Annotated in this window: 9 protein-coding genes; 8 read left to right on the top strand and 1 reads right to left on the bottom strand. The window is 41.1% G+C overall.

The features are described 5' to 3' along the window. Positions 1-29: 29 nt before the first annotated feature. Complete coding sequence (gene prsT, locus TAO_RS06350) at positions 30-2,831, bottom strand: XrtA/PEP-CTERM system TPR-repeat protein PrsT (protein ID WP_096527126.1); 2,802 nt, start codon at positions 2,829-2,831, stop codon at positions 30-32. Between the two features lie 819 nt (positions 2,832-3,650). Here prsT and TAO_RS06345 point away from each other — a divergent pair. From TAO_RS06345 to xrtA, 8 genes are all read left to right on the top strand, one after another. Beyond that, positions 3,651-4,223, top strand: a complete 573-nt coding sequence (locus tag TAO_RS06345) for an XrtA/PEP-CTERM system exopolysaccharide export protein (protein WP_231910612.1) — start codon at positions 3,651-3,653, stop codon at positions 4,221-4,223. Positions 4,224-4,233: 10 nt separating this feature from the next. Beyond that, a complete protein-coding gene (locus TAO_RS06340) occupies positions 4,234-5,871 on the top strand; it encodes an XrtA system polysaccharide chain length determinant (RefSeq protein WP_096527125.1) in 1,638 nt (545 codons plus the stop codon). A gap of 415 nt (positions 5,872-6,286) precedes the next feature. Then, a complete protein-coding gene (locus tag TAO_RS06335) occupies positions 6,287-7,174 on the top strand; it encodes an XrtA-associated tyrosine autokinase (protein ID WP_231910611.1) in 888 nt (295 codons plus the stop codon). Between the two features lie 41 nt (positions 7,175-7,215). Further along, positions 7,216-9,231, top strand: a complete 2,016-nt coding sequence (locus TAO_RS10175; RefSeq protein ID WP_231910610.1) for a TIGR03016 family PEP-CTERM system-associated outer membrane protein — start codon at positions 7,216-7,218, stop codon at positions 9,229-9,231. A 297-nt stretch (positions 9,232-9,528) separates the two neighbouring features. Beyond that, positions 9,529-10,347 (top strand): XrtA system polysaccharide deacetylase, encoded by an 819-nt coding sequence (locus tag TAO_RS06320; protein WP_172419107.1) that lies wholly within the window; start codon positions 9,529-9,531, stop codon positions 10,345-10,347. A gap of 6 nt (positions 10,348-10,353) precedes the next feature. Next, positions 10,354-11,415 carry a FemAB family XrtA/PEP-CTERM system-associated protein gene (locus tag TAO_RS06315; RefSeq protein WP_096527121.1) on the top strand — a complete coding sequence of 354 codons (1,062 nt, stop codon included), beginning with the start codon at positions 10,354-10,356 and terminating at the stop codon, positions 11,413-11,415. Positions 11,416-11,423: 8 nt separating this feature from the next. Continuing rightward, the gene (locus tag TAO_RS06310) at positions 11,424-12,647 is read left to right on the top strand and encodes a TIGR03087 family PEP-CTERM/XrtA system glycosyltransferase (protein ID WP_096527120.1); all 1,224 of its coding nucleotides are present in this window, start codon (positions 11,424-11,426) and stop codon (positions 12,645-12,647) included. After that, positions 12,644-14,218, top strand: a complete 1,575-nt coding sequence (gene xrtA / locus TAO_RS06305; RefSeq protein WP_096527119.1) for an exosortase A — start codon at positions 12,644-12,646, stop codon at positions 14,216-14,218. Before TAO_RS06310 ends, xrtA begins: the two co-directional genes overlap by 4 nt. Positions 14,219-14,230: the final 12 nt, after the last annotated feature.

Below are 14,230 nucleotides of genomic sequence, written 5' to 3'. Positions count from 1 at the left end.
GAGAGCAGTAACAGCTATTATATAATAAGTTACCCTCCTAATTTTTTAAGTAATGCTTGCGCCTTATCACGCTCTAGAAATGGTTGATCATTAGATAATAAACTCTGTAGTATTTTCTTTGCTTTTTCCACGCTATCAGTTTGAATAAGCGCTTGGGCTAAATGAAATTGAATATCTTGGCTTTGAGGCAGCTGGTCGGCTGCTTTTTTAAATAACCGCAGCGCTTCTTGGGTATTACCTTTTTCTAATAAAATAGTACCCAAAGTATCCATGACTTCTGGATTATCCGGTGCTAATTTTGCTGCCTGCTGGGCATATCCTAATGCTTTTGTTAGATCCTCTTTACGGGTAAGCCAAGCTAAATTGTTGAGCACAGGTACATTTTCTGGTGCCTGTTCATACAGCTTAGTGAACTGTGATTGTGCTTGATCGTGTTGTCCTAGGAAAAGGTAGTTACTGGCTACAGTGAATCTGACCAGAAAATCATCTGGATGTGTCTTAAGCCAAGCCTCCAAAGTCGCTAAGCTAGCTTCTGATTGCCCTGTTTGCTGCTGAATTTTAGCTAGCTGAAGAGGCCAGTAGTTACTATTAGGAAAGCGTTTACTTGCTTGTTGGTAGATTTCTATTGCTTGTTGGGGATGATTTTGTTGCAGAGCAATTGTTGCCTCAAGAATTGCCACCGGAGGTGCATCTGGGTTCATTTTCTTGAGCATTTGGGTTTGCTGCTGGGCATCTTCTAGCTTTCCTTCACGTATGAATATATTTGCCATAACAAACCTAGCTTCCGGATGATTTGGATCTAAGGCTAGCGTTTTCTCTAGCTCTTGTCGGGCCTTAGTAGGTTGTTTTGTTTCATTATAGGCGCGTGCTAGCTCGTAATGAGCCGATGCTGATTCTGGCTGTAACTTAGCCAATTTCTGAAATGATTTTAAAGCGACGTTAGATTCTCCTAGAGCTAATTGGCTTCTTCCAGTGAGCGCTACTAAGGCTGGGTTATTCGGATAAGTATTTTGTATGTCCGAGAGGGTATCTAAGGCTTTTTGGGGCTGCTTGTTTCGAAGGTAGTATTCTCCAAGCAGGATTCTGGGTTCCAATGCTTGAGGGTTTTTTTCCATAGCTTGCTCAATTAATGCTTTAGCTTTAGGAATATCTCCCTCTTGTTGTTCAAGGGCAGCTAACCGTATCAGAGTTTGAGCATCGTCAGGGTTATACTTTAACACTTGATGATATAAAGCAGCCGCTTCTTTAAGGTTACCTTTTTGAATTTCAAGGTTAGCAAGATTGTGAGCAGCACTGGAATCACCGGGAGTAATCTTTAGAGCTTCATGGAAAGCGTCTTTAGCTTTAGCCTCCTCGCCTTTTCCAAGATAAGCAGCACCTATTAAGTTTAGGGGGATTGCGCTATTTGGATATTTCTCTCGCATTTGCTGGCTGGCTATGATAGCTTTATCAAATTCATGAGCCTGTAAATAGCCTATAATTAAGAGAGAATCGTTTTGCGGCGTTTGAGGCCCTAACTCTGTTGCTTTTTTCAGCGCTTCTATTCCTTGTTCATGCGCGCCCAAAAGCCCTAAACCTATCCCTAAATTCATATAGGCCGAAGCAGATGTAGGTTCTTGGATAGCCGCTTTTTGAAAATAATCGACACTTTCCTTAGGTTTTCCTTGCCTTAGAGCAGCATCCCCCATTAAGGTTAATGCCTGTGCATCATTAGGGTTTCGGGCCAGTATATCGTTAAGTACGGAGCTAGCCCCAGCGTAATCTCCTTTTCTAACACGTATTTCTCCTAAAAGTTTTGCTGCCGGATCGGATTGGGGAAGACGAGTTAGAAATTGAGTTAAATGCTGTTCAGCCTGTTTAGTTTGGCCTTGCATATACTCAGCAGTCGCTAAATAGAAAAGAGCTGGCATGTAGTTTGAGTTATAGTTCAGCATTTTTTGAAAATTGATTTGAGCTTCAGTGTATCTTTTCTGCTGAAGATCAATGAGTCCTTGAACATAACCCGTGTTTGGATGATTAGGTGCCTGCTTGTTGAGGGTGGCTATATCACTGGTTGCTCCTTCATAATCATTAAGATAGACACGCATTAAAGCTCTATTAATCAGAACATCAAGGTTATTTTGCTGGGCAATTGACTTTCCATAGGCCTGTTCAGCTTCCTTAGTATTTCCTTGAGACTGTTCTAAATCACCCAACAGAGTCCAAGCGGGTGCGAAATTAGGTGTGGTTTGGAGGGCTTTATTAATCCATTTTCGGGCTTCATCAAAAGAATTTTGAACCATTGCAACCCGTGCTTCTCCTAACATAGCCTTTGATTCATCAGCTTTAATAGCTAGAGCAGAGCTATAGGATTTTTCTGCTTTCCCCAGATCATTTAGCCCAAAATGAGCATTTCCTTGCAGTGTTAGTAGTTGTGCCTGCTCATCTTTAGATAGATTGGATACATCTGGATAATCGGCTAAGTGATCGATGGCCTCCTTAAATTTTCCTTGTAAAAGCCTGGCTTGAGTAAGTGGGATAGCAGCATCCAGTGGGGTAAGCCCCAGCTTAAGTGATCGTTGTAATTCTTCTTCACCAGCGGTGCCATTATTAATCTCTACATAGGCTTTACCTAATAGCCAGCGGGCTTGTATGTTATCGGGCGCTTTTTGTAGTGCATTTTTTAGCTCAATGATAGCTGCGTTCATTTCGTTTTTGTTTTGATACGCTTTAGCGCGGGAAATATACTCCTCAGGAGTAAGGTTAGCGCTATTATCACAGCTAGATAAGAGTGTAGCGGTTAATAATAATAAGCAGAGCGCGATAGGGTTTGTTGATAAATTATTAAACATAGGTGGCCTCAGTACTAAACTTATAGAATATATCTACGAGCATATCGGCGTAGCTTGACGAAAATTTATCACTATAGGTGTAGAAATTAACTATAATCTAGCCGAATGTGCTCTAGATTCATATTCTGCTGTATGTTTTTTTATTAAAGCCTTAACTAGTTAAGTTAAGTAGTTTTTTAAATATTTATAATTTTTAATAGTGTTGCTAATTGCGTATTTCTTAAGTTGCTTAGCTGCTGTTCTCTCTATTTATGTATAATATTTCGCCGTATCTTTAAAGAAGGATGAATCGAATGTAAAAAGTCCATTTAGCTGCATGTGAATTGATAGGTATTATAAATAGATTTGGCAGTATAGATATAAGCCCAGGTCGATTATATATAGGGTCAAAAAATCCTAGATTATTAGGGATAGAGATTTTATCTACTGTTGTGCTTATAAGGTTGTTTTGGGAAGTAATTGAGTCTTTATACTCAATAAAAAGCTATGAGATAAAATATAGTATGAACTGATAATTATCTGATGTGAATAAGCTATTTTCCTAGTAAGGAGAAGAGTCTAGTCTTAATCTGCCATACATAATCCTCGTAACATATACATCTTCAGTATCTTAATTTTAAATAAAGTAATCAAAGTATTAGCCAATAATATTAGTTTTGAAATTAAATATTATAGGAATACATAGTTTTTATTCTTATAGTTATAAAATTAAAGGATATTGCTCTCGCAAACTAAGAGATAAGGTTAATTATAATAATGTACCCTCAAGCTCGTAAATTTTTCTGGTTCTCACCCATGTTTTTTATTGGAATAGTTGCAATGAGTACTTTATTTTATGGCTGCGCTAGACCACTGGCCCCTGCTGTCGCTATTCAAGAGGGTGAATCTCCTTATTACGTGATTGGTCCTGGGGATGAGTTGGCCATATTTGTTTGGGGAAATCAAGAGCTTTCAAGCAGTATTGTTGTTCGCCCTGATGGGCGTATTAGCTCACCTTTAGTTGATGATCTACAGGCAAGTGGTAAAACACCCACTGAGCTTGCTCGTGATATAGAAAAACTTCTGTCCAATTATGTAAGAACACCTATTGTTACGGTTATGGTAAGCGAGTTTGTTGGCCGCTTTAAAGAACAGATTCGGGTTGTTGGCGAAGCAACAGATCCTCAAGCATTGAGTTATGAAGAAAATATGAGTCTGTTAGATGTAATGATCGCAGTAGGCGGACTTACAGAATTTGCTTCAGGTAATAGTGCGACCCTTGTACGGGTTGTAAATGGCAAAACAAGACAATTTAGAGTGCGGATAGATGATTTAGTTAAGGGTGGAGATATCACGGCTAATATCCAAATGTTACCAGGCGATATATTAATTATTCCGGAGTCATTTTTTTAGGGAATAAGCTATGGATAAGATTTGGTCACAGATATATGGCTATTGGTGTGGAATCCAACATTATCGTTGGTATGGCATTTTAGGGGCATGGGTAATTGCTATCGTGGGTTGGGCATATGTAATTCATATGCCTAATAAATACGAGTCTACAGCCCGTGTTTATGTGGATACTGAATCTTTATTACGCCCCCTTCTAAGTGGTTTAGCAGTTCAGCCTAATGTAGAGCAGCGTCTTTCAATTATGACTCAGACTTTATTAAGTCAGCCTAACCTAGACAAAGTCATACAACAAACGGACATGGATTTATCGATTAAAACGCCAAAGGAGAAAGAAATCCTGCTGAAGGAGCTGAAACAAGCTATCAAGCTGCAAGTAAGCAAAGATAATTTATATCAAATTTCTTATGAAGCTTCTGAATCACAGCTTGCTCGACGTGTAGTGCAATCCATATTAAATATCTTTGTAGAAAAAACGTTGGGATCTTCCCAAAGCGATAGTACTAATGCTAGGCAGTTTATTGAACAGCAGATAAAAGTATATGAAGAATTACTTAATTCTTCCGAAAAAGAGTTAATGGATTTTAAACGTGAGCATGTGGGGTTAATGCCAAGTGAAAAAGGAGATTATTATCAGCGATTACAAGGAGAGCTGGAGAAGCTAGAGGACGCTCATACCAAATTTAATATAGCGAAAAGCCGTAGGGAAGCAATTAAGCGTCAATTAGGTGGGGAGGCACCAGTTATCGGGTTTGGCTCTTCTTATGAGGCTGGCTCAATTAAAGATCCTATAGGCTCTATTACCGGGGCTGGTGATATGCGTATTCAATTACTGCAAGAGCAGTTAAATGAGGCATTACTTAAGTATACAGATAAACATCCAGATGTTACGGCGCTTAAAGAAACAATTGCGATGTTACGTAGGAAAAAAGATGAATCTCCATCGAAAAATTCAGCTAACAATAAAATGAATGATGCTAGTGGGGGTGAAGCAGAAAAATATCAGCCAGAGATTAATCTTTCTCCGCTAGCGGGTAATTTTTATTATCAGCAAATGCAGGTTTCTTTGGCTGAAGCTGATGCCGAGATAGCGACACAGAAAGCTCGAATTGATGCCTTAGATAAGAGCGTATCTCATCTGCGGGAACTTGTGGATACTATCCCTAAGGTGGAAGTGGAGTTAGCTGTTTTAACGCGAGATTATGGGGTTTATAAAAAAAATTATGAGCAACTACTTGCTCGCCGGGAGTCAGCAAAGATAGGGGGAAATGTAGATGAGTCGCCGGAAAATGTTAAATTTCGGATCGTGGATCCTCCTACTGAGCCAGTGATACCCTCTAGTCCAAAACGGCCATTATTAATAACAGCAGTTTTATTTGTCGCTATAGGTGCTGGGGCAGCCTTTGCGTTTCTTCTATCTCAGTTAAAGCTGGTTTTTTACACTCGTGAAAACTTAGAAGATACAACTGGAGTTCCCGTTTTAGGAATCGTGTCAGTAGCGATATCAGGTGGTGATCTACGAAAAAAGCGAGCTGATATAATATATTTCTTTTCTGCGTTGGGTGTTCTTGTAGCTGGGTATGGATTATTAATAGCAAATTATTTATTTAATATTCAATTATTCAGTATGGTTAAGAAATTGGTTTCTTAACCATTTTTAATCCGTAGAGCGTATAACAATACCATAACGTATAATCGCTCAAAGTGAAAAAGCACTATAATATTAGTGTTTTTCTTGCTGGCTTATCTTGTATTTTTTAATAAGGTAAGTATGAAGATTTATAAACTCAGATTTTATCCACTCCTTCCTGAAGAAAGCCGCTTCAAAAATAATTTAATGCTAAGCTTAGAATTGAGTCTTAAAGTGCTTTATTAAGATCAAAGAGCGTGAGGAGGGGCTAAATTGAGTAGGATCCAGTAGAAGAATTTATTTAAGACTGCAAGTATTACCCCTCTTATCAATAATCTTTAAACCCTAAGAAGCTTTTTAAAATAAACCCTACTTAAAATGAACCCTCCGAGCTACTGCAGATAGGCTGACGAAAAGAAAAACCAAGGAATACCTTATGAATAATAGTATCGAAAAAGCAATGAATCAGATAGGGACAGCTAGTAGCAGTAGCGAAGGAGCTGCCCCTACGGTAAATCCCTTATCCTTGGATGCAGTGGATCGCAAGTTGGCCAGCGCTCAGGTATCATCTAATCGTCGAAAGACAGGATTTTTTGTGGATTTAGACCTGAAAATACTTAGCGAAAAAGGCTTTATTACGCCAGATGATCCTAGGAGCCAAATTGCAGAGGAGTATCGTAGGATAAAAAGACCTCTTTTAAAAAGAGCTCTTGATCGCAGTCTCCCAGCCGATGAGCATAACAATTTAATTCTCGTGACCAGCGCACTGGCAGGAGAGGGGAAAACTTTTACTGCAATTAATTTAGCCATGAGTATAGTCATGGAGTACGATCATACTGTGCTTTTAATAGATGCAGATATGATTAAACCAGAGCTCAGCCGTATATTTAACATTCGAGAGAAATCTGGTTTGGTGGAAGTACTTATGGAGAGTAGTGTGGATTTAGCTGATGTGATGGTACGTACCAATATCGCTAATCTTCGTGTTGTAGGATCAGGGCGCCCCCATCCCTTATCAACAGAGATGCTTGCTAGCTACCAGATGGCAGCCCTTGCAAATAATATCGCTAAACGTTATCCAGAGCGGATTATTATTATCGATAGCTCGCCTTTGCTTGCTACTAGTCAATCTAGCGTGTTAGCTCATCTCGTAGGACAAGTAGTGCTAGTTGTCGAATCTGGACGTACACCACAGACTGCTGTTAAAGAGGCAGTTTCCCACTTAGATGAAACTAAATCAGTTTGGATGATTATGAATAAAGGAAAGCGACCATGGGGATCTTCATATTACGGTAAACTCTCTAATAATTATAATTATTCATGATGGACTTGATATCAGGCATTTGCTTATAAAGGAATTTTTTGGTGCGGATACAGGATTACTCTGGTCTTTTTATAGGTGCAGGGTTTTTATTTTTTAGTATTTCTGCTAATGCAGCCCCAGCTAATCAGGCTCCTGCTAATAAAACAGCAGTTAATGCAACCGCAGCTCCTGCTGCTGGTAATCAAACTGCTAATGGAAAATGGCGATTTAGGCCTATGCTGGTTACAGGAGAGACTTATTTAAATAGTTCCGCTTCCCTGTCATCGGGTGGGGGCCAAAGCAATTTTATTACACAAATTATACCAGGCTTATCTTTTAGCCGTAGCGGCGGGCGGTTTCGGATAGGGGCAACCTACTTTATGGAAAACCTTATATTTGATAACGAAGGTACAGATAGGATTTTTCATCGGCTTTTTGGCATAGCGGGCGCAGAGTTAATTAAAAATCATCTCGTTTTCAATTTTGGAACGTCAGCTTTTCAGATATTTAACTTATCTACTGGTACGCCATTAGGTAGTTTTGGTAGTTTCGGTGAAGGTGGTTTTGGCTTTGGTGGTGGCGGCTTCGGCCTTGGCAGCGGTGGGCTTGGTGGTCTAGGTGGGCTTGGTGGTGGTGGTTTTGGAGGAGGCGGTTTTGGAGGAGGCGGTTTTGGAGGAGGCGGTTTTGGAGGAGGCGGTTTTGGAGGAGGCGGTTTTGGAGGAGGCGGTTTTGGAGGAGGCGGTTTTGGAGGAGGCGGTTTTGGAGGAGGCGGTTTTGGAGGAGGCGGTTTTGGAGGAGGCGGTTTTGGAGGAGGCGGTTTTGGTGGTATGGGCGGTATGGGCGGTATGGGCGGTATGGGCGGTATGGGTATGACGGGTATGAGCGGTGGCTTTGGCGGCAGAAGCTGTGGTAGCAACGGCATGAGTATGGGTGGCATGGGCGGTGGTGGCATGGGCGGTGGGTTTGGTGGAACAGGAAATGTAGCGGGTGCCAACAATATCGATACTGTATTGACTGCGGAGCCAATGGTCTCCGGCTGTTGGCGATGGGGAGATAGCGCTAGATTCCGATTAAATTATGGGCGCCAAGAGGTTCTAGTGGCTCCAGCGAATTTATCTGGAACCAGCGCAGATAGGGTAAATGGAACGATTCAAAGTGGTCCAAGCTTTAACCGTTTTACTTGGATGTTTTTCACTAACCAATATTATTTGCATCATAATGGTAATGAGCCGAGCACTCAGTTCGATATGAATTATTTTAGGGGTCAAATGCGTGTTTTTCAAAAAGTGTCACTTTTTGGAATAGCGGGTTACGAGGATAACAGCTTTCAGAGAGGTATTGGAAATAGGTTAAACAGCGGGCTACTATGGACGGTAGGACTCTCCTATCAGCCAACTCGTAGAACTTTTATTTCGGGTGGTGGTGGGCAGCGTTTTTTTGGCACTACGGGTTTTGTCACGGCTCGCTATAGTACAAAGCGTAATACTTTTGGAGCCAGTTATAGCCAGGCGCTTTTTACCTTTGATCAGCTATTATTTGCACAGACCGGAGCGACAAATAGCGGGCCAATTATCACTTTACCGTCTCTATCTCTGGCGGGAGAAACCTTTTTAAGCACGAATACTATATTGTTCTGGTCCCATAGGCTAACCAAGAAAATCCGATTTATGATTGATGGATTTGATGTAGATCGCCAATTTCAAGGAAATGGTTTTAAAGAACAATTACAAGGTGGGAGCACATTTGTGGCTTGGAATTTTTCTCGGAAGACCAATATTATGTTTGGAGGTATGTTGATGCATGCTTCTTTTCCCGAATTTTTAAGCTCTTCCTCTCCTTCGATACCTCCTTCTTCCTCTGAGAACTCTGGTATGGGTAGCACTAATCTATGGAATGCATTTCTCAGAGTAGGACATAGACTCGGTCCAGATGTGAGCCTAATGTTGGAGTATGTTTATGGGCAAGGAGGTGGGGCGGGAAGTAATCAGAGCACAGCTACAAATGCTAATAATCCGAATGACCTTAGTCGTAATTTTAATTTGAATATGGTTACCGCTATGGTATTTATGCGATTCTGAAATGAGTTATTAAATAACTATTGATTAAAGCTCATGTCTGGATGATTAAAGCCGATACATATCTTTAAGATGGTTGTACCCCTTGATGGCTGATAGCATTATCTATAAGGAGAAGGAGTAGAAAAATATCGAGCGCTGAGATGCTCTCTTGTTTTGGTTTTATCTTGGGATAGGCATAAAAATTAAGACTTCTGAGTGATTTTGAAACGAGAGAATTGCTAATGTTATTCATCTATTCTTAGTAGGTACTGTTTAGGGAGTTTTTATTTGGAACAACTCAACCCAATCACTAATGCAATGACGGTGGATGTGGAAGATTATTTTCAGGTATCCGCTTTTGAAACGGTGGTTACCCGTAGTTCTTGGGATTCCTTGCCATGCCGTGTTGAGCAAAATACGGACCGGATACTGCAGCTCTTTGCGGATCATGAGGTACATGGTACTTTTTTTATGTTGGGCTGGGTAGCTGAGCGTTATCCTGCTCTGATACAGCGTATTGTAACCGCAGGCCATGAGCTTGCCTCCCATGGGTTTTCCCACGTAAGAGTAACCGCGCAGGATCAAGAGAGCTTTCGAGAAGATGTATTGCGTACCCGAAAGTTATTAGAAGATCTATCAGGTACTCCAGTGGTGGGATATCGTGCAGCAAGTTATTCTATTGGTCGAGATAATCTGTGGGCACATGAGGTATTAGCAGAAGTAGGCTATTGTTATAGTTCGAGCATTTACCCCATCTACCATGATCTTTACGGTATGCCGGAAGCGCCTCGTTTTGCCTTTCGATCTACACAAGCCCCTATTCTTGAGATTCCTGTAACTACCGTAGAGATATTTGGCTATAAGTTTCCTTGTGGAGGAGGAGGATATTTTCGTCTTCTTCCCTATCATTTATTTCGCTGGGCATTACGTAGAGTTAATCAGCATGATAATCAGCCCAGTATTTTTTATTTCCATCCTTGGGAAATCGATCCTGATCAACCGCGTCAGCAAGGAATTAATATAAAAACGCGTGTTCGACATTATCTTAATCTCCAGCATATGGAGCAGCGATTATTACAATTGCTAAAAGATTTCCAATGGGATCGCATGGATCGAGTGTTTGCATCAAAAATTTAAATCCAGATGATTAATACTATAGCTCAAAAAAGCAAAGAGCCTTCTTTAAGGGTTTGCACTTTAACTAAAGCAGAAGAAATCCGCTGGGATGAGTTTGTGGAGGCTCATCCAGAGGCAACCTTTTTCCACTTAGCTGGCTGGAGAGAAGTGCTTGAGCAAGTTTATCAGCATAAAACTTATTATTTTTATGCAGAAGAGGATGGAAAAATTATAGGGATATTGCCTTTAGGGCGCGTTCGTAGCCGATTATTTGGAGATGCGCTGATATCAACACCTTTTTGTGTTTATGGGGGAGCCGTAGGATCTGAAAAAGCTTGTCAAGCTTTAGAAGCAGCTGCCGGCAGGTTAGCTTGGCATTTAGGCGTAGATTATCTGGAGCTACGTAATCTTCAGCCCCGTTATCCAAATTGGCCTAGATCTGATCTTTATGTGACATTTCGCAAACCTATTGATCCTGATCCAGAAAAAAATCTAGGAGCAATTCCACGTAAGCAACGAGCGATAGTGCGTAAAGGGATAGAATCAGGATTAGTCAGTGTAATTGATACAGATAATATAGAACGTTTTTTTCGTATGTATTCTGAAAGTGTACGCAATTTGGGTACGCCAGTTTTTCCGAAATATTATTTTAAAGTGCTGAAGAAGGTGTTTGGTGATCGCTGTGAAGTGTTGACGATTCTTCACAATGAGCGTCCAGTAAGCAGTGTGATGAGTTTTTATTTTCGTGATGAAGTCCTTCCTTATTATGGAGGAGGGATTGCAAGCGCTAGGGACTTTAAAGCGAATGATTTTATGTACTGGGAGCTAATGCGACGGGCTTCTGAAAGAGGCATACAGATGTTTGACTATGGGCGTAGCAAGCTTAATACGGGATCCTATCGGTTTAAAACTCATTGGGGGTTTGAGCCTAAGCCGCTACACTATGAATATAAACTGATTAAAGCCAATAAGATACCAGAAAAAAATCCCCTTAACCCACGTTATCGCTTCTTTGTTAAAGCTTGGCAGCGACTACCCATTCCCCTTACTTGGTTGATAGGGCCTAGAATTGCACGCAATCTTGGGTAAATAGTTCTATGGGTGATTTACTGTTTCTTGCACACCGAATACCGTTCCCGCCCAATAAGGGGGATAAAATACGTTCCTATCACTTATTGCACTTCCTTGCTCAGCGCTATCGTGTACATATGGGGGCTTTTGTAGATGATGGCTCCGATTGGAAATATACTACTGATCTGCAGAAATTATGTACAGGTGAGGTGTTTTTACGACCTTTATCGCCTAGGTTAGCGCTAGCCCGCTCTTTGAAAGGGCTTATAATTGGGAAGCCTCTTGGCTTGTCTTATTATGAAGATCGGCATATGAAACAATGGGTACAAGATATTGCTATGCGGTACTCGTTAGAAGGCGTGGTGATATTCTCCTCTACGATGGCGCAGTATCTACCTATTCTTTCGCCGGAAATTCCAATTATAGTGGATTTTGTTGATGTAGATTCAGAGAAGTGGCGCATCTATAGCAGAGCATCTATGCCTCCTTTTTCATGGATCTACCGTCGTGAAGCACGTACATTGTTGGCTTTTGAACGACAGATAGCTGCTCAAGTAAAGACTTCTGTATTTGTTTCTCAAGCCGAAGCTAAGCTATTTTGTCGCTTAGCCCCAGAGGTAGCCCATCGAGTTGCTTATGTTTCGAATGGGGTTGATACTGATTTTTTCTCACCCGATCGACATTATCCCTCTCCTTATGAGTCTAATCAGCAAGTCATTGTGTTTACTGGAGCAATGAATTATCGCCCTAATGTTGATGCGGTTATTTGGTTTGTTAAATCAGTTTTTCTGAAAATTTTGGAAGTAGTTCCTTCAGCCTGTTTTTATATCGTTGGTGCACAGCCAACTAAGGCAGTTCGTCGTCTTGCAGCTTATCCTCAGGTCTATGTAACGGGTACGGTTACGGATGTTCGTCCTTATTTGGCCCATGCCTATATAGTAGCAGTACCGCTGCGTATTGCCCGTGGGGTTCAAAATAAAATGCTGGAAGCTATGGCTATGGCGCGGCCCGTCATTGCAACTCCGGAGGCTGAAGAAGGTATTGATTTACCACAGATATGTCGCTATCTAATCGGTATAACCCCTGAAGAATTAAAGGAAAAAACAATAAATCTGCTGGTAAATGGGGATGAATCTAGTGCAGGTTTATCTGGACGGAGGCATGTTCTGCAAAATTATTGCTGGAATAGCCATCTTGAACGTTTTGGGGAATTACTCAATAGTCGCCATGCTAGAGGAGGTTACCAATGAGTTTTGTGATGCAAGGATATAAAGAACGATTAGATTGGGTCTCTGGCTGGACATTAGCGGCAGGAGTTACCAGTCTAGCACTTATAAGCCTATTGCTACTTTATTTTAGTACTATAACTTCTATCACGGCTATTTGGTGGCGTTCTGAGACTTTTGCCCATGGTATGCTTGTTTTCCCGATCAGTGCCTATATGATTTGGACACGACGGGAAATACTTCGTCAGCTTCAGCCAAGGCCTCGACTCATTGCTGCGTTACCAATGCTGCTATTAACCATAGGATGGTTGTTTGCTAAGGCTGCTGATGTGCTATTTGCTAAACAACTACTGTTAATGGCTATGCTTTTGGTGATGGTATGGGGAATGCTTGGAGATAAGGTGGTGCGTGCACTTGCCTTTCCGCTTGCATATTTGTTTTTTGCGGTACCTCTAGGTGAAGCATTAATCCCACCATTACAAGATTTTACAGCCGCTTTTGCTGTTAAAGGCCTACAATTCTGTAGAATACCCGTTTACTGGGAAGGGCGTTATTTAGTGATTCCATCTGGGACTTTCGTTGTCGCAGAGGCCTGTAGCGGCGTGCGTTATCTGATTGCCTCAGTTGCTCTTGGTACGCTCTACGCCTATCTGAATTATTATAGCTATTGGCGTCGAGCGCTATTTATTATTGCCGCTGTTATTGTGCCTATTATTGCTAACGGTATTCGTGCATACGGTATTATAATGCTGGCTCATCTAAGTAATATGAAACTTGCTACCGGAGTAGATCATATTATTTACGGATGGATTTTTTTTGGTATTGTCATGTTTTTACTTTTTTGGATTGGATCTTTTTGGCGTGAAATTAATCACAACAACAGTGGAGTTTCATTAGCTAAAAAGCAGCCTAGCTCTGTTAGAGACAATAATCCTTATTTAATCAGAAAATTAATTCTAACGAGTATCATCCTCCTAATAATAGCGGGGGTAGGCCCTGTAGGTAGCAGTGCGCTATTAAAACCCCAAAAGTTTGCTACTGATTGCGCGATATCCATTCCTAATGGGCAATACAATTGGGTGGGTCCTTCGACTCCGGTAGATATATGGGAGCCCAATTTTCTACAGATGGATCAAAGTATCCGTCGCACCTATCTGTCGGATGGCAACTCGGTGCAGCTTCTGGTGATCTATTACGCACAGGAACACCAAGGGGTTGAACTTGTTAGCTCTCAGAATCATCTTTATGATGAGGAGAGATGGCGTCGAATAGCGGAAAATGATCGCGTAGTTTCTTTAGATAATAGCGATTTTCAGGTTCATGAAACTGTAATGCGTTCCGCTAATACAGTACGTGTAGTCTGGCATTGGTATGATATTGCAGGTCAATTGGCGATAAATCCTATAAAAGCTAAATTTCTTGAATCTTGGGCTCACCTAACTCAGCAAACTAGAGGTTCTATGCTTATTGCAGTAGCTGCCGATAGCCAAGATGATAGTGAGATAGAGGAGGCTCGCGCGTTGTTATCAAAATTTTTAAATGGTATGCCAGTAATTTCAGTGCCTAGTTCCATGCTTGCTTGTAAGCAAAATTAGAGAAAAGCATAA

The sequence above is a fragment of the Candidatus Nitrosoglobus terrae genome, from assembly GCF_002356115.1.
In the GTDB taxonomy this organism is placed as follows: domain Bacteria; phylum Pseudomonadota; class Gammaproteobacteria; order Nitrosococcales; family Nitrosococcaceae; genus Nitrosoglobus; species Nitrosoglobus terrae.
The sequence above is the reverse complement of the archived record's forward strand: the minus strand, read 5'-3'. Positions and strand labels throughout refer to the sequence as shown.